The sequence below is a fragment of the Peribacillus sp. Hz7 genome (assembly GCF_042136355.1).
Taxonomy (GTDB): domain Bacteria; phylum Bacillota; class Bacilli; order Bacillales; family DSM-1321; genus Peribacillus; species Peribacillus asahii_A.
The window spans coordinates 319,060-342,743 of sequence record NZ_JBHHJV010000002.1 but is presented as its reverse complement, the minus strand read 5'-3'; the positions used below and the strand labels follow the sequence as shown (position 1 = coordinate 342,743).

Annotated in this window: 26 protein-coding genes; 23 read left to right on the top strand and 3 right to left on the bottom strand. The window is 38.3% G+C overall.

The window, feature by feature from the left end:
- Positions 1–48 precede the first annotated feature (48 nt).
- The 14 genes from deoB to ACE199_RS05205 all read left to right on the top strand — a co-directional run bounded on the left by deoB (position 49) and on the right by ACE199_RS05205 (position 14,098).
- Positions 49–1,242: a phosphopentomutase gene (gene deoB, locus ACE199_RS05270; protein WP_375348868.1), complete on the top strand. Its 1,194-nt coding sequence runs from the start codon at positions 49–51 to the stop codon at positions 1,240–1,242.
- On the top strand, positions 1,242–2,057 hold the full coding sequence (locus ACE199_RS05265) for a purine-nucleoside phosphorylase (RefSeq protein ID WP_375348867.1): 816 nt from the start codon (positions 1,242–1,244) through the stop codon (positions 2,055–2,057). Before deoB ends, ACE199_RS05265 begins: the two co-directional genes overlap by 1 nt.
- A gap of 27 nt (positions 2,058–2,084) precedes the next feature.
- On the top strand, positions 2,085–3,389 hold the full coding sequence (locus ACE199_RS05260) for a pyrimidine-nucleoside phosphorylase (protein WP_375348866.1): 1,305 nt from the start codon (positions 2,085–2,087) through the stop codon (positions 3,387–3,389).
- Between the two features lie 641 nt (positions 3,390–4,030).
- Positions 4,031–5,197: a D-alanyl-D-alanine carboxypeptidase family protein gene (locus tag ACE199_RS05255; protein WP_375348865.1), complete on the top strand. Its 1,167-nt coding sequence runs from the start codon at positions 4,031–4,033 to the stop codon at positions 5,195–5,197.
- A 132-nt stretch (positions 5,198–5,329) separates the two neighbouring features.
- Positions 5,330–5,680, top strand: a complete 351-nt coding sequence (spoIIAA, locus tag ACE199_RS05250; RefSeq protein WP_375348864.1) for an anti-sigma F factor antagonist — start codon at positions 5,330–5,332, stop codon at positions 5,678–5,680.
- 3 nt (positions 5,681–5,683) lie between these two features.
- Complete coding sequence (gene spoIIAB, locus ACE199_RS05245) at positions 5,684–6,124, top strand: anti-sigma F factor (protein ID WP_119115632.1); 441 nt, start codon at positions 5,684–5,686, stop codon at positions 6,122–6,124.
- Between the two features lie 12 nt (positions 6,125–6,136).
- Positions 6,137–6,904, top strand: coding sequence for an RNA polymerase sporulation sigma factor SigF (gene sigF, locus ACE199_RS05240; protein WP_127761227.1), 768 nt, complete (start codon positions 6,137–6,139; stop codon positions 6,902–6,904).
- 164 nt (positions 6,905–7,068) lie between these two features.
- A complete protein-coding gene (locus ACE199_RS05235; RefSeq protein WP_127761226.1) occupies positions 7,069–7,686 on the top strand; it encodes a stage V sporulation protein AA in 618 nt (205 codons plus the stop codon).
- A complete protein-coding gene (locus ACE199_RS05230) occupies positions 7,676–8,098 on the top strand; it encodes a stage V sporulation protein AB (protein WP_252295499.1) in 423 nt (140 codons plus the stop codon). Before ACE199_RS05235 ends, ACE199_RS05230 begins: the two co-directional genes overlap by 11 nt.
- A gap of 29 nt (positions 8,099–8,127) precedes the next feature.
- Positions 8,128–8,730 carry a stage V sporulation protein SpoVABEA gene (spoVAEA, locus tag ACE199_RS05225; RefSeq protein ID WP_375348863.1) on the top strand — a complete coding sequence of 201 codons (603 nt, stop codon included), beginning with the start codon at positions 8,128–8,130 and terminating at the stop codon, positions 8,728–8,730.
- A complete protein-coding gene (locus ACE199_RS05220; RefSeq protein WP_375348862.1) occupies positions 8,690–10,180 on the top strand; it encodes a spore germination protein in 1,491 nt (496 codons plus the stop codon). Before spoVAEA ends, ACE199_RS05220 begins: the two co-directional genes overlap by 41 nt.
- Before the next feature lie 165 nt (positions 10,181–10,345).
- On the top strand, positions 10,346–11,668 hold the full coding sequence (gene lysA / locus ACE199_RS05215) for a diaminopimelate decarboxylase (protein ID WP_375348861.1): 1,323 nt from the start codon (positions 10,346–10,348) through the stop codon (positions 11,666–11,668).
- Between the two features lie 236 nt (positions 11,669–11,904).
- Positions 11,905–13,284 carry an alkaline phosphatase gene (locus ACE199_RS05210; protein ID WP_375348860.1) on the top strand — a complete coding sequence of 460 codons (1,380 nt, stop codon included), beginning with the start codon at positions 11,905–11,907 and terminating at the stop codon, positions 13,282–13,284.
- 157 nt (positions 13,285–13,441) lie between these two features.
- Positions 13,442–14,098, top strand: a complete 657-nt coding sequence (locus ACE199_RS05205; protein ID WP_375348859.1) for a DUF4352 domain-containing protein — start codon at positions 13,442–13,444, stop codon at positions 14,096–14,098.
- A 318-nt stretch (positions 14,099–14,416) separates the two neighbouring features.
- Here the strand turns inward: ACE199_RS05205 and ACE199_RS05200 are convergent, their stop codons facing one another.
- Positions 14,417–15,277 carry a DUF1002 domain-containing protein gene (locus ACE199_RS05200; protein ID WP_127762611.1) on the bottom strand — a complete coding sequence of 287 codons (861 nt, stop codon included), beginning with the start codon at positions 15,275–15,277 and terminating at the stop codon, positions 14,417–14,419.
- Positions 15,278–15,668: 391 nt separating this feature from the next.
- Between ACE199_RS05200 and ACE199_RS05195 the strand changes: the two genes are divergently transcribed.
- Positions 15,669–16,016 carry a GNAT family N-acetyltransferase gene (locus ACE199_RS05195; protein ID WP_127761220.1) on the top strand — a complete coding sequence of 116 codons (348 nt, stop codon included), beginning with the start codon at positions 15,669–15,671 and terminating at the stop codon, positions 16,014–16,016.
- Between the two features lie 8 nt (positions 16,017–16,024).
- Here ACE199_RS05195 and ACE199_RS05190 read toward each other — a convergent pair whose 3' ends face one another.
- The gene (locus tag ACE199_RS05190) at positions 16,025–16,555 is read right to left on the bottom strand and encodes a DUF309 domain-containing protein (RefSeq protein WP_252290541.1); all 531 of its coding nucleotides are present in this window, start codon (positions 16,553–16,555) and stop codon (positions 16,025–16,027) included.
- A gap of 345 nt (positions 16,556–16,900) precedes the next feature.
- The gene (locus ACE199_RS05185; RefSeq protein ID WP_119115393.1) at positions 16,901–16,990 is read right to left on the bottom strand and encodes a YjcZ family sporulation protein; all 90 of its coding nucleotides are present in this window, start codon (positions 16,988–16,990) and stop codon (positions 16,901–16,903) included.
- 221 nt (positions 16,991–17,211) lie between these two features.
- Between ACE199_RS05185 and ACE199_RS05180 the strand changes: the two genes are divergently transcribed.
- From ACE199_RS05180 to rluB, 8 genes are all read left to right on the top strand, one after another.
- Complete coding sequence (locus tag ACE199_RS05180; RefSeq protein ID WP_252290539.1) at positions 17,212–17,964, top strand: segregation/condensation protein A; 753 nt, start codon at positions 17,212–17,214, stop codon at positions 17,962–17,964.
- A 1-nt stretch (position 17,965) separates the two neighbouring features.
- Positions 17,966–18,547, top strand: a complete 582-nt coding sequence (gene scpB / locus ACE199_RS05175) for an SMC-Scp complex subunit ScpB (RefSeq protein ID WP_252282563.1) — start codon at positions 17,966–17,968, stop codon at positions 18,545–18,547.
- A gap of 72 nt (positions 18,548–18,619) precedes the next feature.
- Complete coding sequence (locus ACE199_RS05170; protein WP_119115390.1) at positions 18,620–19,108, top strand: YpuI family protein; 489 nt, start codon at positions 18,620–18,622, stop codon at positions 19,106–19,108.
- A 177-nt stretch (positions 19,109–19,285) separates the two neighbouring features.
- Positions 19,286–20,164, top strand: a complete 879-nt coding sequence (locus ACE199_RS05165; protein WP_375348858.1) for a superoxide dismutase — start codon at positions 19,286–19,288, stop codon at positions 20,162–20,164.
- A gap of 212 nt (positions 20,165–20,376) precedes the next feature.
- Positions 20,377–21,537, top strand: coding sequence for a serine hydrolase (locus tag ACE199_RS05160; protein ID WP_375348857.1), 1,161 nt, complete (start codon positions 20,377–20,379; stop codon positions 21,535–21,537).
- Complete coding sequence (locus ACE199_RS05155; protein WP_375348856.1) at positions 21,530–22,123, top strand: nucleoside recognition domain-containing protein; 594 nt, start codon at positions 21,530–21,532, stop codon at positions 22,121–22,123. The genes ACE199_RS05160 and ACE199_RS05155 overlap by 8 nt, the downstream gene beginning before the upstream one ends.
- A 1-nt stretch (position 22,124) precedes the next feature.
- On the top strand, positions 22,125–22,661 hold the full coding sequence (locus ACE199_RS05150) for a spore maturation protein (protein ID WP_119115386.1): 537 nt from the start codon (positions 22,125–22,127) through the stop codon (positions 22,659–22,661).
- 213 nt (positions 22,662–22,874) lie between these two features.
- Positions 22,875–23,609, top strand: coding sequence for a 23S rRNA pseudouridine(2605) synthase RluB (gene rluB / locus ACE199_RS05145; protein ID WP_127761213.1), 735 nt, complete (start codon positions 22,875–22,877; stop codon positions 23,607–23,609).
- Positions 23,610–23,684 lie beyond the last annotated feature (75 nt).

The following is a 23,684-nucleotide window of genomic DNA, read 5'->3' as shown; positions in this document are numbered from 1 at the left end:
AGCAGTTAGGATATATCCGATTGATTTACTTTTGTAGGAGGAATCGTAATGGGAAAATTTAAACGTATATTTGTCATTGTAATGGACTCTGTTGGGATTGGTGAGGCACCCGATGCCGAGAAGTTTGGGGATAAGGGGGCCGATACGTTAGGCCATATTGCAGAGCGGATGAATGGCTTACATATGCCAAATTTGGCTAAGTTAGGATTAAGTAATATTCGGGAGATAAAAGGTGTGGAAAAAGCGGAACATCCGCTTGCTTACTATACGAAAATGCAGGAAGCATCAACAGGAAAGGATACGATGACAGGGCATTGGGAAATTATGGGTCTCAATATTACACAGCCTTTTCAGGTGTTTCCAAATGGTTTTCCCGACTCTTTAATCAAAGCTTTGGAAGAGAAAACAGGGCGCAAAATAATTGCGAATAAGCCAGCGAGCGGCACTGCTATTCTTGAAGAGCTTGGGGAAGAACATATGAAGACAGGAGCTCTTATTGTTTATACATCTGCTGATTCTGTACTCCAAATTGCTGCACATGAAGAGATTGTTCCACTTGACGAACTGTATAATATTTGTAGAATAGCCCGGGAAATGACGTTAGCGGATGAATACAAAGTCGGCCGTGTCATTGCTCGTCCGTTTATAGGAGAGCCAGGTCACTTCAAAAGAACGTCCAACCGTCATGATTATGCGCTAAAACCTTTTGATCGAACAGTGATGGATGAATTGAAAGATGCAGGCTTAGATGTACTAGCTATCGGGAAAATTTCCGATATCTTCGACGGAGAAGGAGTAACGGAATCTTTGCGAACTGTGTCCAATATGGATGGTATGGATAAACTTGTGTATACCGTTGAAAAAGATTTTACGGGTTTAAGCTTCTTGAATCTTGTTGATTTTGATGCCTTGTTTGGACATCGCCGCGATCCATTAGGCTATGGGAAAGCATTAGAGGAATTTGATGCACGATTGCCAGAAGTATTAGATAAACTAACGGAGAATGATTTATTAATGATTACGGCTGACCACGGAAATGATCCTATTCATCATGGAACAGACCATACACGTGAATATGTGCCTTTATTGATTTATTCAAAACGTTTTCAATCCGGCGGTCGACAACTGCCTATTCGTCCAACATTTGCAGATATCGGTGCGACGGTAGCAGATAATTTTAAGGTGAAGATGCCTTCGTATGGAAAAAGTATGTTAGCTGAATTAAATGAAGGAGGGGCTTGATGATGTACGAGCAATTAGAAAAGGCAGCTGCTTTTATTAAAAGCAAGATAACAGACGTTCCTTCAGTTGGTTTAATTCTTGGTTCAGGCTTAGGTGTTTTAGCAACTGAAATTGAACAGCCTATCGTATTACCTTATCAAGAAATTCCTAATTTTCCTGTGTCTACTGTGGAAGGACATGCAGGGCAATTGGTAATTGGAAAGCTGAGTGGTAAAACAGTAGTGGCTATGCAGGGGCGTTTCCACTTTTATGAAGGATATTCTATGAGTCAAGTGACATTTCCGGTCCGGGTTATGAAATTATTAGGTGTGGAAACAATAATTGTGACCAATGCTGCGGGAAGTGTAAATGAAAGCTTTACTCCTGGAGATTTAATGCTCATTACTGATCACATTAATTGTATGGGAACCAATCCTTTAATCGGTTCCAATGATGCACGTTTTGGCCCGCGTTTTCCAGATATGTCAGAAGCATATAATAAAGAACTGCGAAGTTTAGCTAAACAAATTGCTGCAACGCAAGGGTTAGATCTTAAAGAAGGTGTGTATGTCGGTAATACTGGTCCCGCTTATGAAACACCAGCAGAAGTAAGAATGGCAAGGATAATCGGCGGGGATGCAGTTGGAATGTCGACTGTTCCTGAAGTGATAGTGGCAAGACATTGCGGCTTAAAAGTACTTGGTATTTCTTGCATGACTAATATGGCTGCCGGTATTTTGGATCAGCCACTATCTCATGAAGAGGTTATTGAAACGACAGAAAAGGTGAAAAGTCGTTTTTTACGCTTTGTTAAAGAAATTGTAAAAGAGTTGTAAGCCATTTACGAAAGTGAGGAACTTCAGATGAGAATGGTAGATTTGATTGAAAAAAAGCGGGATGGACACGAGTTAACAACGGAAGAAATGACGTTTATTATTCAAGGTTTTACCGATGGTTCGCTGCCTGATTATCAAATGAGCGCCTGGGCGATGGCTGTATATTTTCAAGGACTAACGGAAAGAGAATGTGCGGATTTAACGATGGCAATGGTTCAATCAGGTGATCAAATTGACTTATCTAAGATTGAAGGGGTTAAGGTTGATAAACACTCTACAGGCGGGGTGGGCGATACGACAACGCTTGTATTAGGACCATTGGTTGCTTCTGTCGGAGTGCCTGTAGCGAAAATGTCAGGACGTGGTTTAGGTCATACAGGTGGAACTGTAGATAAGTTAGAAGCAGTTGCTGGTTTTCATGTTGAAATAGAAAATGAACAATTTATTGAACTTGTAAACAAAAATAAATTGGCTGTCATCGGTCAAAGTGGAAATTTAACACCAGCTGATAAAAAGCTTTATGCGCTTCGTGATGTCACTGCAACGGTTAATAGTATGGGGTTGATTGCGAGCTCGATTATGAGTAAGAAAATTGCAGCGGGTGCCGATGCCATTGTTCTCGATGTGAAAACAGGTGCAGGGGCTTTTATGAAAACCCTCGAAGACTCGGAGGCATTGGCTCATGCGATGGTTCAGATTGGGAATAATGTCGGTCGCCAGACAATGGCTGTTATTTCTGATATGAGCCAGCCGCTTGGTTTTGCGATTGGGAATGCACTTGAGGTGAAAGAAGCCATCGATACACTGAAAGGTGAAGGCCCTGAGGATTTAACAGAGCTTTCTTTAACACTTGGAAGTTATATGGTTTATTTAGCGAAAAAAGCAAGCTCTTTAGATGAAGCAAGAGCGCGATTGACACAAGCTATTCAAGACGGTTCTGCACTTGAAACGTTTAGAAAATTTTTAATTGCTCAAGGTGGCGATGGTTCTGTCGTTGATCGTCCTGAAAAGCTTCCACAAGCATCCTTTGTTTATGAACTTCAAGCAAAAGAGTCCGGTTATGTTTCTGAAATTGTAGCGGATGAGATAGGTACAGCGGCTATGCTGCTAGGTGCAGGAAGGGCGACAAAAGAGTCCGAAATTGACTTAGCGGTTGGTTTAGTGCTTCGTAAGAAAATTGGTGATTATGTTGAGCAAGGCGAATCACTCGTTACCATTTACAGCAATGTTGAAGATGTAAACGCTGTTAAGGAAAAGTTATATAATCACATCTCTATTTCTAAAGAACAAGTATCGCAACCGACACTTATTTATAAAGAGATTTTATATTGACCACTCCCATGGCTAAAGCCGCTGGGGTTCTTTCTCACAAATATCCCGCTTATCATCTTCCATAAGAAGAGGCAGAGGCGAGACTTGGGTGAGCAACACTTGAAAGAAAAACGGTCTTTCAAGAGGGCAAGGTCGGTGCCAACTACGCCGTTCAACCGGCGATACTTGTCTAGGATGATGATACCGCACTCTTTCTATGAAGAGTGTTGGTCGGCAGAACGTTGAACATTTTACGTGACAGACGTTTTTCCTGTCACAACCACCTATGTTCAGTTTTCAAAGAACATCCTATGCACCAAATAATACCATTTCAAATACACGGTGTACAGAACATATTTTCGATAATTTATCTGCACACCGCATTTGAGCGCACATTCACCCCATCCCTAAAGAGGGTGCGAGCGCACCGTAATGGGATTTCTTTTCGCAGAAATCTGTAAATATAGTGACAAAAGGACATCTCAATAGTTGAGGTGTCCTTTTTATTCATTTCTTCATAACTTTGGCTTGGCTGAATCCAATAATACCCAAATCGTTCAATCAACAATATTGTTTAATATAGCGTAACTTTTAAAATAGCTTCTGTATAAATTTGGATTTAGTGGTAAAAATAAATGCTATACAGAATGGAGGGTATGGAGATGAAGCGGATTCTTTCTCTATGTTTAACGATGTTATTAACAACAGGCTTGACAATTCCTTATGCACAAGCCGTAGAAAAAAAAGAAGTAGAGCTAGCCGAAAATGCAAAATCAGCCATATTGATTGAACGAGATACGGGAACGGTTTTATACGATAAAAATTCGAATGAAAAGCTTTCCCCTGCTAGCATGACAAAAATTATGACGTTGTTATTAATTATGGAAGCGATTGAAAAAGGAGAGCTTTCTTTAAAAGAAAAAGTCCGAACGAGTGAATATGCGGCTTCCATGGGTGGTTCACAAATTTTCCTTGAGCCAGGAGAAGAAATGACAACCGAAGAAATGCTCAAAGGGATTACGATTGGTTCAGCTAATGATGCATCGGTAGCGATGGCAGAGAGATTAGCAGGATCAGAAGAAGCGTTTGTGAAGAAGATGAATGAAAAGGCCGCACAGCTAGGCTTGAAAAACACAAAATTTCAAAATGCAACAGGTCTTCCAGTAGCTGATCACTATAGCTCAGCCCACGATATGTCTGTTATGGCAAAAGAATTATTGAAATATTCATTAATTACGAAGTTTACGAGTACGTATGAAGATTATCTTCGTGAAGATACAGATAAGAAGTTTTGGCTGGTCAACACCAATCGACTAGTAAAGTTTTATCCAGGTGTAGATGGATTAAAAACAGGATATACAGCAGAAGCAAAGTATTGTTTAACAGCTACTGCTAAAAAAGGAGATATGCGTGTAATTGCCGTTGTATTTGGGGCCTCTACTCCAAAAGAACGTAATGCTCAAGTGACTAAAATGTTAGATTATGCTTTTGCACAATATACAACTCATCCGATTTACAAAAAGGATGAAAAACTAGCTGAGGCTAAAGTGAGCAAAGGAGAGTCGAAGCTGGTTACAGGCGTAACAAGTGAACCTATTTCGATTTTGACGAAAAAAGGAAGTACAGCTAAAGACTTTACAAAGAAAATTACGATGAATCAAGACTTAAAGGCACCGATTAAAAAAGGAGATCAAATTGGTACACTTCAATTGAAGAAAGACGGAAAAGTATATGTAGAATCACCAATTATTGCTAAAGAATCAGTGGAGGAAGCTAGCTGGTGGCAGTTATATAAGCGTGCATTCGGCATGTTTTCACAAACAAAATAGCATAAAATGTCATATCCACACATAAATGTACTAGTTTAGGCGAATGAACACTACTTTTGCCTATAAGAAGGAAAATAGTAAAGAAAACGAGAATTTGACTCATATAGAAACGAGAGAAGGGAGCTGTTTCGTGTGAGTCTTGCTATTCAACTGGAAGCAAAGAATGGCGTATTATTAATTCGCCTCAATGGAGAATTAGATCATCATACAGCGGAGGAGTTACGTACACAAGTAGAAAATGCAATTCAAAAACATCAGATAAAGCATATTGTATTGAATTTGGAAGAGCTTCATTTTATGGATAGCTCAGGACTTGGTGTGATATTAGGACGCTATAAGCAAATTCAGAAGAATAAAGGGGAAATGGTTATTTGTGCAATTTCTCCAGCTGTAAAGCGGTTATTTGAAATGTCCGGGTTGTTTAAAATTGTGAAAGTAGAACGATCAGAAAAGAACGCTTTGCAAAGACTGGGGGTAGCGTAAATGATGAAAAATAAAATGGAAATTCAATTTTCGGCATTAAGTCAAAATGAATCCTTTGCCAGAATTACCGTTGCAGCATTTATTGCCCAGCTGGATCCAACAATGGATGAGTTAACAGAGATTAAAACGGTTGTATCGGAAGCCGTTACGAATTCGATTATTCATGGGTATGAAAATGACCCAAATGGTGTGATTTATATTGCAGTCATCTTAGATGGAGACACTATTGAACTGACAATTCGTGATGAGGGTATCGGTATTGATGATGTAGAGGAAGCGAAGCAACCGCTTTTTACGACAAAACCCGAGCTTGAACGTTCCGGCATGGGCTTTACGATTATGGAAAACTTTATGGATGAAATTCATGTGATTTCTCATCAAGGCGAAGGCACCATTATACGATTAAAAAAGCACTTAGCGAGAAATAAAGCGTTGTGCAATTAAGGAGACTTGCCTATGGATGTGGAGGTTAAGAACGGGAAAACAAAAAAAGACCAGGTCCATTTAAAAGACGAAGAATTGCGGAGACTAATCCGAAGCAGCCAGAGCGGGGACCAAGAAGCGCGCGATTTAATCGTTCAAAGTAATTTAAGGCTAGTATGGTCCGTTGTTCAACGTTTCTTAAATAGAGGGTACGAGCCGGATGATTTATATCAAATTGGTTGTATCGGTCTATTAAAGTCTGTTGACAAATTCGATTTATCGTTTGAAGTCAAGTTTTCAACATATGCTGTACCAATGATTATTGGTGAAATTCAACGTTTCATTCGAGATGATGGTACAGTTAAAGTAAGTCGCTCTTTAAAGGAAATGGCTAATAAAATTCGCCGTGCTAAAGAAGAGCTTTCAAAGACGTATGGACGTGTTCCGACTGTGAACGAGATAGCTGAACATTTGGAGCTTTCTCCAGAAGACATTATTTTAGCGCAAGAAGCTAATCGTAATCCGTCCTCTATCCATGAAACCGTATATGAAAATGACGGTGACCCCATTACGCTGCTGGATCAAATTGCGGACCAAAGCGATACAAAATGGTTTGATCAGATTGCTTTAAAAGAAGCGATTCATGAATTGGATGAACGAGAGCGGTTAATTGTATTTCTAAGATACTATAAAGATCAAACACAGTCTGAAGTAGCCTCGAGACTTGGGATTTCTCAAGTTCAAGTATCTAGGCTGGAAAAGAAAATTTTACAACAAATGAAAGACCACATGAATCATTGATTCATGTGGTCTTTCATTTGTTGTGTTTATTCAATACTATTTAACACAATTAAGAAGTGGAATTTGTTTGTTAATTATTGGTTATCTTTTTCTTTCTGTATTTTCATTTAGTTTCCAATCCATACTACATATAGGAGAAAATTAACGGTCTGGATGTGAAAGCAATGGATTTGATTTATCTTAGAATGCGAAATCGAGTACACGTACAGAAAAATCAACAAGTGAGGTTGAAAGATGTTGCGAAATTTATTGGAGATGATAAGCAGGTAAAAAAAATTGAAGAAGAGGTTCTACTTACTGTAACACACGAAGATAAAAATATTATTATTATCGATTTGGTTCAGGTTATTGAAGCTATTCAAGCGATTGATCAGTCTATAGAAATTCAAACATTTGGTCCATCTCAGACAATTATTGAAGTAATCTATGAAAAACAAAAAGTTTCTTTTTTAGCTTTTACCGCTGTTTGGTTGTTGTTATTCCTTGGGGCTGGCATGACGATTATGAACTTTCATGTAGATGTCAGTATGGGGGAAGTGCATCAAAAGCTCTTCACGCTAATTACTGGAAGAGAGGATAGAAAGCCGTTGCTTATTCAAATTCCGTACAGTTTCGGTCTTGGAATTGGGATGATTCTCTTTTTTAATCACTTCTTTAAAAAGCGCTTTAATGAAGAGCCGAGTCCGCTCGAAGTGGAGATGTTTAACTATCAACAAGATTTAGATCAATACGTCATCATGAATGAAAATAAGGAAAGTAATCGTCATCTTGATAACCGGTAAAGTTGTACTCGGTCTCTTTATTGGTCTTGCGAGCGGTTTTGCGGTTGGAGCGGGCTTTGTAGCATTTGTAACCGTGTTAGGAGTTATTCCGAGACTAACTCAGCTTACAAAAACGATGCAGTTTATTCATTATTATGAAGCGGCTATTATTGCAGGCGTTGTGATTGGAGGTTGGCTTGGGTTACAAGAAATTAAGCTTTTTTGGACGAAGTGGCTGTTGGTGCCGATTGGTCTTGCAGATGGCATTTTTAACGGTATGCTGGCGGCTGCATTAACAGAAGTGTTAAATGTGTTTCCGGTTCTTGCTAAACGAATGGGCATTCAAGAAAAAGTCATTTATTTAATGATGGCGCTTGTGTTGGGGAAAATCATTGGCTCCTTATTTCAGTGGATTTATTATGTAGATTTATAAAGGAACTTGGTAGCGAAAGGAAGACCTGGATGGGACAGAAGAGAAAAGTGATTTTGATAACGGACGGCGATATTTATGCAAAAAGGGCTGTAGAATTTGTTGCTCATGAAATTGGAGGTCGCTGTATTTCGATGTCACAAGGAAATCCAACTGCTTGTTCTGGAGCAGAACTTGTTCGCCTTATTCACCAAGCAAAGAATGATCCTGTATTAGTGATGTTTGATGACAGCGGCTATGTAGGAGAAGGCGCTGGTGAACGAGCCATGCGTTATGTGGCTAATGATCCCACGATTGAAGTGCTTGGCATTATTGCTGTTGCTTCAAAAACGAGAAGGGAAGAATGGACGAAGGTAGATGTATGTATTGACCGTGATGGCAACTTAACACCGAATGGAGTCGATAAGTATGGAGTAGAGGAATTTGAATTAGGGAAAATTACAGGGGACACTGTTTATATAATAGATGAATTGAAAGCACCTATTGTCGTTGGGATTGGGGATATTGGGAAAATGTCACATCGAGATGATTATAAAAAGGGTGCACCGATTACGAGAATGGCCGTGGAAATCATATTAGAAAGGAGCGGTAACTATGAGTTCAGAAAGCAAAAAGAACATGACACCGATCTCTAGTAAAGTATCAGAAGTAGAAGCCTATATGAAAGAAAGAGTAGGGCTGGGTAAAAGTTATGATATAGGCGTAAGAAAGATAAAGATTTTAAAGAAAGATGTTCATATGTATTATGTAACGGGTCTCGTCGATTCGGCTTTGATTGTTGAGATTCTAGAAGAACTGGTTGATTGTAATGATACAGAACGTGCAACATCGAAAGTAGCAGAAATCGTAGAAAACAGAATTACTCACCAACAGGTTACACCGATTGAGACGATGGATGAACTTGTTGATCAAGTTCTCTCAGGTTTAATTGTCATCGTGGTTGACGGGACACCAATAGGATATGTGGTAGATGTCAGAACTTATCCGGGACGTCAGCCGGATGAGCCAGATACAGAAAAAGTAGTTCGTGGATCGCGTGATGGCTTTATTGAAAATATTGTGATTAATACCGCACTAACAAGAAGAAGAATTCGAGATGAAAGACTGCGTTTTGAAATGTTAAAAGTAGGCGAACGTTCTAAAACAGATGTCGCACTTGCTTATATAGATGGCCTTGCAGATGCTGATTTAATAGATGTCATTCGTAAGGAATTGAATAGAATTAAACTGGATGGTTTGCCAATGGCTGATAAAACCGTAGAGGAATTTATCGTGAGGCAGGGCTACAATCCTTATCCGCTTATTCGCTATACAGAACGAGCAGATATAGCAGCTGCCCATCTTCTAGAAGGTCATGTTATAGTCTATGTTGATACTTCACCGAGTGTTATCTTAGTACCGACAACGATTTTTCATCATATGCAACATGTTGAAGAATTTAGGCAGTCCCCAGCGGTAGGGACATTCGTTCGATGGATGCGTTTCATAGGAATTGCAGCCTCATTATTTTTACTGCCGGTTTGGTTTTTATTCATTCTTGACCCAGGACTATTACCAGAGAAACTGGAATTTATCGGACCGAATGATAAAACGAAAATTCCGATTGTTGTACAAATCTTTATAGCTGAAGTAGGGATTGAATTTTTACGATTGGCCGCCATACATACTCCGACCTCGCTTGCAACCGCAATGGGCTTAATTGCGGCTGTATTAATCGGGCAAATTGCGATAGACGTTGGATTATTTGTTCCTGAAGTGATTCTATATGCCGCTGTAGCAACGATAGGTACATTTGTGACACCAAGTTATGAACTAGGGATCGCCAATAAAATAGCCCGATTGGCCATACTTGCTCTAGTCGCCATATTTGAGGTGCCGGGTTTAATGATAGGTTTCACTTTGTACTTTATTTTGTTAGCGGGTATAAAGGCATTTAATACACCATATTTATGGCCATTGTTACCTTTTAATCCAAAAGCTTTTTCTCATATTTTACTTAGAAGACCAGTTCCGGGCTCCATCCTAAGACCGAGCGTTGTTCATCCGCGTGATAAGTATCGCCAGCCACCTGAATCTAATGGTTGATGTTGTCGAAAAGTTATGGTAATTTAATTTTATTCGAAAAGCGCGAAAGCTGAAATAACATGAGGCTGACTATAGGATGCGAGCTAAACTCCGATTTGACCATCTTATAAGTCTGCCTCATTTATATACGATATCGCTTTTTAAAGGGAGAAAGGTGGAACAAAGATGCATTTGTACGGAACTGGGCGCGTCAATGACTTAGGACATCTTGAAATTGGCGGGCTCGATACGATTGAACTTACGAAACAATATGGAACACCGTTATACGTGTATGATATAGCGCTAGTTCGCGAACGAGCAAGAGGGTTTAAAAAGACGTTTGAGGAATTAGGAATTGCAGCACAAGTTGCCTATGCAAGTAAAGCGTTCTCCTCAATTGCTATGATTCAAGTGGCAGAGCAAGAAGGGTTATCGTTAGATGTTGTATCTGGAGGAGAGCTATATACAGCGATTAAAGCGAATTTTCCAACAAATCGCATTCATTTCCATGGGAATAACAAGAGTGAAGAAGAGCTGCATATGGCGTTAGATTATCAAATTGGTTGTATCGTCGTAGATAATCTTTCAGAACTAGAGTTGCTAGAAGAAATTTGTGCAAAGCGCGAACAAAAGATGAGTATCTTACTTCGTGTAACTCCAGGGATTGAAGCACATACGCATGATTACATTTTAACAGGTCAGGAAGACTCTAAGTTTGGTTTTGATTTAATGAATGGACAGGCGGAAATGGCGTTACGACAAGCATTAAAAAGCGATTGGATTGAAGTGTTAGGCTTACATTGTCATATCGGTTCGCAAATTTTTCAAACAACAGGCTTTTTATTAGCTGCCCAAAAAATTATTGGGCAATTAAGAAATTGGCAAGCCGCTTTTGACTATCAGCCAACGGTGTTAAACTTAGGCGGTGGTTTTGGTATTCGTTATACTGCGGAAGATGAGCCACTACCAGCTTCACAATATGTAGAAGAAATTGTGCGTGAAGTGCAAGCGCAAATTGCAGATTCAGACTTAACAATGCCGGAAATCTGGATTGAGCCAGGCCGCTCATTAGTCGGTGATGCTGGTGTAACCTTATATCAAGTCGGTTCAGAAAAAGAAGTGCCAGAAGTGAGAAAGTATTTAGCCGTCGATGGAGGAATGAGCGATAATATTCGACCAGCTCTATACGAAGCAAAATACGATGCAGTTTTAGCCAATCGTCCACTTGACCCTGTGGAGGAAACGGTAGCCATTGCGGGGAAATGCTGTGAAAGCGGCGATATGCTAATTTGGGATTTACCTTTACCGAAATCAGGCCGCGGTGATGTGTTAGCTGTTTTCTGTACAGGAGCTTATGGCTATAGTATGGCGAATAACTATAATCGGATTCCAAGACCAGCTGTTGTGTTTGTAGAGAATGGGGAAGCCCGTTTAGTTATTAAACGTGAAACATATGAAGATCTTGTTCGTCTTGATTTGGCTCTTCATGAAGTGGTCGATTGTAAATAATATAGTCTATCAAAAAAAGGAACGTACTCGAACACCTACATTTCAATAATAATTTAGTACATCACTAATAGTGGTGTGCTTTTTTTATGTATAAATTTAATATTAAATCTAAATCTGGAAAATAACCATTGTCCGGCTTGATTTATGTATTTTACAATATATGAACCTTTCCTTAACAAGCCCTTAATACTATTAAAATATGATAAAAATTGTAGACAATATGGGGAGGGGAAAAAATGTTTAATAAAAATTTCAAAAAGAAACTATTACCTTTTGCAGTCGTTTCATCATTAGCTCTTACAAGTTTTACGGGATCTGTCTCAACTGCTGAAGCAAAAGGGGAAAATCAAAATAATGCTAAAGTGAAAAACGTCATTTTCCTTATTGGGGATGGAATGGGTGTATCTTATACATCGGCACATCGTTACCTTAAAGATGATCCTGCTACAAAATTTGCAGAAAAAACGACTTTTGATCAGTATTTAGTAGGTCAGCAAATGACATACCCAGAAGATCCAGCTCAAAATGTAACAGATTCAGCTTCGGCAGCAACTGCTATGTCGGCTGGTATTAAAACGTACAACAATGCAATTGCGGTTGATAATGACAAAACGGAAGTGAAAACGGTTTTAGAAGCAGCAAAAGAAAAAGGAAAAGCAACGGGACTTGTTGCAACATCAGAAATTACTCATGCTACGCCTGCTTCATTTGGTTCACATGATATTAGCCGTAAAAATATGAATGCAATTGCTGATGATTATTATGACGAGCTAATCAACGGAAAACATAAAGTAGATGTTCTTTTAGGTGGAGGAACAGACCTTTTTATACGTCAAGATCGAAATCTTGTAAATGAGTTTAAAAAAGACGGATATAGCTATGTGACAAATCGTGACGATTTATTAAAGAATAAGGATGAACAAGTTCTTGGTTTATTCGCTCCAACCGGTCTGCCTAAAATGATTGACCGTGAAAAAGATACACCATCATTAGAGGACATGACACAATCAGCAATTGATCGTTTAAAGCAAGATAAAGACGGTTTCTTCTTAATGGTTGAGGGCAGCCAAATTGACTGGGCTGGACATGACAACGATATCGTTGGCGCAATGAGTGAGATGGAAGATTTCGAAAAAGCATTTAAAGCAGCTATCGAATTTGCTAAAAAGGATAAGCATACACTAGTTGTTGCAACTGCCGACCACTCTACAGGCGGATATTCAATTGGTGCTGACGGAATCTATAACTGGTTTGGCGAACCAATCAAAGCAGCAAAACGCACCCCTGATTTCATGGCTCAACAAATTGTAGATGGGGCAAGCGTTGAGGAGACATTAAAACAATATATTGATCTTGATTTAACGGACAAAGAAATTCAATCTGTTAAAACTGCAGCTGAAACTAAAAACTATACAAACATCGACAATGCCATTGAAAACATTTTTAATGAGCGTTCGCACACTGGGTGGACAACAGGTGGACATACCGGTGAGGACGTACCAGTCTATGCTTTCGGACCATCAAGTGAAAGATTTGCAGGACAAGTCGATAATACGGATCATGCCAAAATTATCTTTGACTTGCTTAAATCTAAAGTTGTTATTAATGATAAATAATAACAACCGTACAAATGTCTTAATCAGCCTTGGGTTATAAAACTCTTCAAATTGTTACTTTTAATTTTGGAGGGGCTAGACTCTGCACTAAAAAAGTTCCCATTGTTACATTTTGAACAATGGGAACTTTTAGTAAAAAACGGATGGGAGTTCTATTATGAAAAAAGCAATTTTTCTATTTATATCATTATCTCTTCTACTAATAGGTTGTTCAAATAACAATACTGAACAATCTGTCGCTGCAGAAAATCAATCCGATACAACAAATTCCTCCAATACAATTCCTAGCTACTATAATGATTATATTCTTAATCCTCAAGTATCGGATGACAGATCCATACAAGATGTAGGGGAATCCTCTCGAGATAAAAGAGGTGAATTAACATTACAGGCAATAAAAAATGACAGCCAAACATACAAAATAGATTCAATTGAATTGACAATAAGAGAAGCGAAAATTCTTCATTTTAAACCAGATTACAGTTTGATTGATTTCTTTCATTCTTACACACACGATGAAGAGTTTGATTTTGTGAAAATGTTCGTAGAAATAAAGAATACATCAGATAAACCTCTTAAATTTGCACCGGCAGCAATCATTAGTACAAGTGCAGGTGAAAAAAAGACATGGGAAGATGATATTTACCTTGAAGAGTTAAATGGAGAAATTGAAGCAAATGAAACAAAAAAGGGTAATGTAGGCTTTATCATTAAAAAGTCTAAAATTGACTTCATTGAGATTACGACGAGTGATGTTTTTAATGAAAAAGAAGAAAAACTAAGTGACGCTGAAAAGATCAAGCTTGAATTCTAAAATATTAAGAGGAAACTGGAGTGATGCTTACATATAGGCATCGCTCTTTTTATTCAACAAATTGAACAAAAGTAGTATAAAAAAGGATAGATAAGGCAAGTGCTTTCCTTATCTATCCTTATGTGCAATATTTTATACAATTTCACTGTTATTTAAGTAAGTGATTGTTAAAATATATAGACTTTTACTAAAAATTTTTCGCTTTTTCGATAAAGTGAAACTTCTATCAGTGGGGGGCTTCATCCCACACCTATCTTCTTTGTATTCTCCTAAGCTTTAGGCAGGAGTCTTCCTGCCCGTTAAGTGTAGGAGATAAACTTATTGGAATAGCGCTTTAATTGCTTCGATTAAGTTGGCAAAGCCTTCTTTAATTTTGTCAATAAAAGATTGGCCTTCTTCCGATTCAAGGAAGGCATCTAGTTTTTCTTTTGCTTTTGTTAATTGATCGCCTACAGCGTTCCAATCAATATTTAATTCTTTTAATTTATTAAATAAATCTTGTAAATTTTGAATTTGTTCTTCTGTTAAGGTGATATTAAGGTCCTGAGCAGCGGAATCAATAATTGTCCGAAGCTCCTCTGGTGTTTCCGGTTTATTGGCTGCCATTTCTTCTTTGATTTTTGTCATTAAAGCAGCGGCTTGTTCTGTACCAATCTCATCGCCAAGTTTTGCTGTTGTAACCATTTCCTCATTTGCGGCCTGTTTGACATCTTCAGGAATCACTTTATCAGAAGAAACTTCATATGCTTTAATAATTCCTGTTAAAGCAGCGGTTCCAGATACCGGAATCGGGGCTGTAACATAAATTGTAGCGTCTTTTACCCCAGCTGTCGCTAAAGCATTAATATACATTTCCTCGGTTACCCAGTTAATATTCTTCGATTCGACCTTTAATCCTGTCCCGGCTTGTTCGAATGTTACAGCAGAAGATGAGATAGCCTTTGTACCGATTAAGGCTTTTGAAATATAGCTTCCTAAATATTCATGTTCTTCGGCATTGCTAACTGTAATCGTTTGTACATCTTGTGGAGCTTTCATTTCTGCTAATAATGTATTTTTTTGTTCAGGTGTTAGATTTTCACCAAGCGTTACAATCATTTCTCCAACGGCTACATCAGCGAACGCTTTATATGGAACAAGCATACAAAGCATAATCGTTAAAATGAACCATTTTTTCATTAGTTTTCGATTCATTGTTTTTCCTCCTTCGTCTATATAGACGAATGTAATTATACAAAAGCAACATTCTGTGTATCATTTAAATTCACTCCTCAAATGTAGTAAAAGACAAGGAGAATTGCAAGTGAAATTTATCGATAATAGTATTGATCAAATGATTTTTAGAGGATGAACCCCTCGTTTTATATGTAATTAGCTAAAGATGAGTAAGGAAAGAATTACTATTTAGATAAACCTGTTTGAGCAGTAGATAAAGGACATTTTGGGGATATTGAAACGGATTGAGTTTTTATGTATGATAGTAATGTCATAGATGAGCTCTTGAATGTGAAACGGAATCGCTGAAATCATTAAGTGAATAACAAAACGTTATTTAGTAACGAGGGATAATATGTTAATTAAGTATAAAAAGATGTATGAGAAGTTTGCTATGGGTTTATTGTCTTTTATGCCGGATGAAAGAGATATTAAACAGCTTCAGCAAACAATGAAGAATTATGAAACGAACGAAAACTTTCAATTATTTCTTTGGAAAGATGAAGACATTATCGGTTTAGTAGGAGCTGAAATTTTTACGAATTCAATTGAGATTCATCATATATCTGTTAACCCTGCATTTCGTCAACAAGGTGTCGGAAAATCAATGATTCAAGCTTTAAAAGAGGTTTATTCTGATAAAGAATTAAAAGCAAATGAGTATACGGGTGCTTTTCTAGGGAAGTGTGAAAACAGAGGGTGACGATTTCGTCAGCCTCTGTTTTCACGTATACGAATGATTCGCTGTCGTTCCCGCTCTTGGATAACTTCTGAACGATCACGCATAAGATGCTTATGGATAATGTGAGGATTATGAGGGTCACTGTCATTACACCAAGTGAACCCTGCTTTGCGGCATTCTTTGATACATTGTTGAATGAGTTGTTTATCGCGTAATGGGAGATGGATGCTTTCATACGGCTGGTGATTCATCATTCGCTTGCGAGTATATTCAAGCAAGCGTAAAAGCTCGTCTACCTCTAAGCCGAGTTGCTGTAATTCTATCGTATGAGAAGCTAAATTGTTAATGGCTTTTGAGATTGTTCGAATTGCACCAGGCATATTGCCTCTTCGTTGATGATACAAGGCGACAGCGATCTGGATTAGCCCGACCCAATGCGAGTCTTTTTCTCTTGGAGCTACTTTTTTCCAGTATTCTTCAAGGATTTCATGACACTCGAAGTAATCTCGATCACCATGGAAGTGAACTAAGAACAATATATATTCATTAGGATAGTTCAATATAATCCTCCTTTGTAGGTATAATATTTCATTTTATCATAAGCGATTTCTTAGATTATGGTAAACAATATTATTGATTGACAGAGTCATATAATGTGGCGATTTTTTATCAGCGTGTGTTCTTATTGAGTTTATCCCACTCTTAACGGGCAGTAAGACCCCCACCTCAAGATTCAAAGTGAACAAGGAAGATAGGTGGGGGACAACTGCCCGTAAAGGTCCGATTGGTAACCATCAGTGGGGGATCAAGAAAAACCCCCACTGATGGAAGTTTCACTTTATGTACCATCATTCAAAATAGTAAAGGCTGATTGCATAACAATCAGCCAAGTTTACGACGGTTGATTAAAACCAAGATGCACCAACGATTATTAATAAAATGAACAATACTACGATTAACGCGAAACCGCCACCGTGAAATCCTACATTACCCATATAAGTACCTCCTTTGAATGCTTACTTGTTATTACATTTCTAGGTTATGTAAATTTGAAGAATATGATTGGGCAAGGGCCTAGTATTATAAAAACTACGAAAGAAAGATTTCAGTTTCATAGTTAGGATGGGACTTGGACAAACTTCTGGAATCCTCTATACTGAGACTAATAACAATAGCACAATAATGGGCTAAATTGATTTAAATGCGGGGTTTGAAAATGAGTTATAATATAAAAATTGATGCTTTTGAAGGTCCGATGGATTTACTCCTTCATTTAATCAATCGCCTTGAAATAGATATTTATGATATTCCAATGGCTGAAATTACGGATCAATATCTTGGTTACATTCATACGATGCAGCATCTTGAACTGGATATTGCTAGTGAGTACTTAGTAATGGCGGCTACGCTTCTTGCGATTAAAAGCAAAATGCTGCTGCCAAAGCACGAAGAAGAGCCTATTTTTGATGATGAGGATGAAGGATTTGAAGCTGATCCACGTGATGAACTTGTTGAAAAGCTGTTAGAGTATAAGAAGTATAAACAGGCTGCTCTTGAATTTAAAACATTGGAAGAAGAGCGAAGTTTAATGTTTACACGGCCGCCAAGCGACCTGTCGCAGTATGCAAAGGATGCATTAAGTGGACCGCAAGATTTAAATATTAGTCTTTATGACATGCTTGGGGCGCTGCAAAAGCTACTTCGAAGACAAAAGCTACAAAAGCCTATATACACAAAAGTAACCAAACAAGAGCTTTCTATTGACAAAAGAATGGCTGAAATTTTATCTGACTTAAGAACGATAAAGGGCAGCAAGCGTTTTTATGATTTGTTTTCAGAGCCTGTGAAAGAACATATTGTCATTACGTTTCTTGCCTTGCTTGAATTGATGAAACAAAATGACATTGTCGTCAAACAAGATGACAACTTTTCGGATATAGTAATTACAGCTAAGGAAGGTGTAGAGTAAGTTGGAGAGTAGTAAATGGAAGGGAATTGTAGAAGCTTTGCTTTTTGCCTCAGGAGACGTTGGATTGTCGATTGCACAACTGGCTTCTGTCCTCGAAATCACGGAGTATCAAGCAACGGATCTTATTGAAAGTTTAAAAGAGGATTATGAAAAAACAGAACGAGGCATTCAGCTTGTCGAAATGGCCGGTGTGTTTCAGTTCGTTACCAAACAAGAGCATTCTGAGTATTTAAAAAAGCTCGTGGAATCTACTAGTTCACATAGCTTATCACAAGCAGCGTTAGAAACATTAGCCATTATTGCTTATAAGCAGCCCATTACAAGAACGGAGATTGAAGATATTCGCGGAGTGAAGACGGAGAGACCCATTCAGACACTTGTTTCGAAAGTACTGATTAAAGAGGTTGGGCGAGTAGAAGGAACAGGCAGAGCCTATTTATATGGAACAACGAAGGAATTTTTAGATTATTTTGGTTTAAATTCTTTAGAAGAATTACCGCCAATCGCTGACCCGATAGATGAAGGCTATGAAAATGAAGAAGCGGATTTATTTTTTGAAAAATTTCAGCAAACAATTGAATAACCTTTTTATATGTAATTGTGATAATATGGAAAAAACGAATAAATACTGAAGCGATTTGAGGAGGGTTCTCGAATGGGGAATACTATTGTAAAATCTCAGCTTAAAGATGTACAAATTTTTTTAGAAACAACGGTAGCCAAGCTCGAAGATTTTTTAAATGAAATAACGTATTCTAAGCTTCAAGAAGAACGAAGCGGTGGAGAAAGTTATTATAAAGGAATTCTTTCAACTCTTCGTAGATTGCTTGTTGGTTGTGAAGAAGGTTTAGAAGTGTGTCAAATTATTCTTCATAACGAAATCTTTAATAAAGCAGCAGCCGAAAAAACACTATATAAAATTTATCATCAATGTATTGAAGAGTATTTTTCCCCTAAATCTGACTGTTGGTATGAAGATAGTCGTGCTGCTTACACAGGAAGAAATTCGATTAAGTTTCATGAAGCTGTACCTGATTCCATTCCAGCGATTTTAAAAGAGTTAGAGAGTGGATTTCAGGCGATGCGTGAGGAATTAGAGTTTTATGAAACGGATTATCGAACGAAAATGATGCAATCCAAATAAGGCAAAAAAACAGCGAGGAGCGTAGCCCTCGCTGTTTTTTTGTACGAAGTTGTATAGGTGCAGCTTAAGCCTCTAGCTAAAAGAGAAGTTAGAGGCATTCAAAAATCTTTGCATAAGTTACTGTTTTTTTCATATCTACAAATGAGAGAGAATTTGATTAGAAAAGGAGCGATTGAGATGTCACAAATTCAGGACTATGCGAAAGAGGTACAAGCTTGGGTTACGGAAATGACAGGTTTTTTAGAAAAAAATCGTCTGACAGAACAACATGTTTTGGAGCAGCTTAACAGATTGTCTCAGTTATCACATCAATTACAAAAGGATGATGCCACAAAGGAAGAGATGACAAAGGTGGAGAAGGAAGTAACCCTCGCTTTTCGGGAAATCAATGATTTAATGAACAGAAATACTAGAAGCCGTATCGATCAATCTGTTCCGATAGGGAAACATACACTGCCGCCGCTTCCTTATCCTTATAATGCTTTAGAGCCTGCTATCTCCGAGGAAATTATGCGCCTGCATCACGACAAGCATCATCAATCCTATGTAGACGGACTAAATAAAGCGGAACTGATGATGAAGCGTGCAAGAGAGACAAATGATTATTCACTATTAAAGCATTGGGAAAGGGAAGCTGCTTTTCATGGGTCAGGACATTATTTACATACGTTATTTTGGGAGGGGATGAGTCCGAAGGGAGGCGGCCAGCCAAAGGGAGCGTTACTGAAACAAATAGAGAAGGATTTTAGTAACTTCGCAAGCTTTAAGAAGCAATTTAGCGAGGCTGCTAAGCAAGTGGAAGGTGTGGGGTGGGCATTATTAGTGTGGGTGCCGCGTACTCGGAGACTTGAGGTTCTTCAGTCGGAACGGCATATGAATTTAACGCAATGGGATACCATTCCGATTCTTGTCCTAGATGTATGGGAGCATGCGTACTATTTACAATATAAAAATAACCGGGCAGCTTATGTGGATCAATGGTGGAATATCGTAAATTGGCCGCAAACAGAAAATCGCTTTATGGAGGCAAAGAAATTAGTTTGGAAACCGTATTAACGGTTTAATTCCATAACATAGCTTAAAGAAAAGGCTATGGTGAAAGATGTATGGAATCGAGTTTTTATACAGCAGGCTCAAAAATTGTATGAGCAACAATAATATTCACTAAAGCCTGACGAAAAAGAAGAAAAGAGGTGCGTTTTCTAATCATAACCCTTGTCCTTCTGCATAGACTTGTACAAAGACATGAGAAGGAACGAGGGGAATTCATGCAGGCTAAAGTGAGAGGTTTAGCGATCATTTGTATCGTAATCCTATTATTGATAGCTTACTTTCCAACAAAAGCAACGACTCAAGGGATAGATGTTAGTGCTCGCAGTGCGATTTTGATGGATGAAACGAGCGGTCGAGTCATCTATGAAGTGAATGCACATAAAAAAAGCCGGATTGCGAGTATTACAAAAATTATGACGGCAATTCTTGCGATTGAATCAGGAGAGTTAGATGAAATTGTAACGGTAAGTGGGAATGCAGCGGGTACAGAAGGGTCGTCTTTATATTTAAAAGAAGGAGAAAAGATTAAACTGGAAGACCTTGTATATGGGTTAATGCTTCGATCGGGTAATGATGCAGCTATAGCAATCGCAGAGAAAGTTGGAGGGAGCTTTGATGGATTTGTTTGGATGATGAATCAAAAGGCAGAGGAGATTGGGATGAAGAACACCAATTTTTCCAATCCGCATGGACTAGATACGACAGAAAATCATTATTCCACAGCCTATGATATGGCGTTGCTTACCCGTTATGCCATGCAAAATGAAATATATGCAAAAATCGCGGGAACAAAAGAGCATCGTGCTCCAAACTCTACAGAAGGCTGGGACTATGTCTGGAAAAATAAAAATCGATTGCTTACACAATTATATGAATATACTACGGGGGGGAAAACAGGGTACACAAAGCTTGCGAAAAGAACGCTTGTAACGACAGCAACAAAAAAAGAACATGACTTGATTGCTGTTACAATCAATGCCCCAGATGATTGGAATGACCATATCCATATGTATGAGTCTGCTTTTAAAGCGTATAAACCGACTACGGTGTTAGAGGAAGGGGTTTTATCTGATCTTAATGTAAAGTTCTATAACAAACATGTATATATTCAAAATGAATTCACGTACCCATTAACAAAAAAGGAGCAAGAACAAGTTGAAGTCAAAATTAAATTATTAAAGCCGAAAAAAGAATGGGATGAGCGAGAGAGGATTCCTGAAATTGTGGGGAAAGCTCATATTTACTTAAATGGCGAAAAAATCGGTACACGTACGATTTTTTATGGACAATCACAGGAGACATTTAAGCAGGAATCATTCGGGTCATCCTGGTTGAATTTGTTTCAAACCGTGTTAGGAATGAAGCGTTATGGTTAATTATATTTGGGTTGGTATGACGGTGATTGGTGTTTTATTTGCTATCGTTAATGGGACGATGGATGAGGTAAATAAAGCGTTATTTGTTAGTGCAAAGGAAGCAGTTACCCTAAGTATAGGACTTATGAGCATTCTTGTTTTTTGGCTCGGTTTAATGAAAATTGCCGAGAGTGCAGGATTGCTTGAAAAATTATCTTTCTTATTTCGTCCGCTGATGAGATGGCTGTTTCCTGATATACCGATAAATCATCCAGCAATGGGCTATATCTTATCGAATATGATGGCGAATACATTTGGTTTAGGCAATGCAGCGACACCGCTTGGAATTAAAGCCATGGAACAAATGAAAGAGTTAAATGGCGGCAAAGCTAAAGTAAGTCGTTCGATGGTTACTTTTTTAGCGATTAATACGTCAAGTATTACGCTTATTCCGACGACCGTCATTGCGATTCGAATGAATTATGACTCAAGTAATCCAACTGATATTGTGTTCCCAACTATTTTGGCGACGGCGATATCCGCGGTAGGTGCGATTATGATTGACCGATATTTTTATTATAGGAGAAAGCGGAACGGGAGGGAGTAGCATGGCTTGGATCACAACGATTTCAGTTTGGCTCATTCCACTTCTGATTTGTACAATTTTACTGTACGGAACGTTTAAGAAGGTTCCGACGTATGAAACATTTGTTGAAGGCGGAAAAGAAGGTATTACAATGGCTTTTTCCATTATCCCCTTTTTAGTAGGGATGCTTGTTGCTATCTCCGTCTTCCGCGCTTCCGGGGCATTAGATTATATGATAGGCTTTGTGAAGCCTGTACTTGCTTTATTGCATGTTCCGGCAGAAATTGTACCGCTTGCTATTATTCGACCGATTTCCGGAACAGCTGCCCTTGGGATGACGAGTGACTTGATTTCCGTATATGGACCTGATTCTTTTATTGGACGACTTGCAGCGACGATTCAAGGAAGTACAGATACAACGTTTTATGTGCTAACCGTTTATTTTGGTGCTGTTGGGATTAAGAAAATGGGGGATGCTTTAAAAGTTGGGCTGCTAGCGGACTTGATAGGAATTATAGCTGCTATTCTAGTTGTTAGTTTTGTATTTGGAATGCAGTAAGTGACAAACAGAGCGACTCTTACGCTCTGTTTTATTTTGTTTTTATAACATTTTACATAAAATACATAATTTTGGAATAAAAAGTAGAGCTATGCTACACTCAGAGTAATCACGATTATAAAAAACCTTTTGTTTTTGCATCACACTATGTAATAATTGTATGATTGTGTTGAAATATACAATGAAAACAGAATTATTATGAGGTGAGAATAGATGGAAAGACTGCAAAAGGTGATTGCTCATGCTGGATTAGCTTCACGTCGTAAAGCAGAAGAGTTAATTAAAGAAGGAAGAGTAAAGGTGAATGGAACGGTTGTGAAAGAGCTTGGGGTTAAAGTAGGGCCGAATGATCGAATAGAGGTAAATGAAGTACCCCTGCAAAAGGAAGTACCTGTTTATTTCTTATTTTACAAGCCGCGCGGTGTTATTTCGGCAGTAGCAGATGATAAAAATCGCAAAGTAGTGACGGATTACTTCCCGCATGTTGAGGAAAGAATTTATCCAGTTGGTCGTCTTGATTATGATACATCTGGTTTATTGCTAGTAACGAACGATGGAGAATTTGCAAATGTACTCATGCATCCAAAGCACGAGGTAGACAAAGTATATGTAGCAAAAGTAAAGGGCATTCCACTTCGAGAACAGTTAAGAAAATTAGAAAAAGGAATTATGCTTGAAGACGGAAAAACAGCTCCGGCAAAAACAAAAGTGCTTTCGGCTGATAAGCGAAAACAGACGGCGATTATAGAAATTACGATTCATGAAGGTCGAAATCGTCAAGTTCGTCGAATGTTTGATGCTATTGGTCACCCTGTGCTGAAACTAAAGCGAGAGCGCTATGGCTTTTTGACACTACATGGCTTATCTGCGGGCGATGCGAGAGAATTAACGCCGCATGAAGTGAAACAAATGAGAGCTCTTGCTTTAAATGAAGGAAAGAAAAGATAATGAAGAGCTTTAGTTAAATAGGACATGTTTGTCATCTACCCTTTAAACATAAAAAACGTTATTGTCGTATTGGTC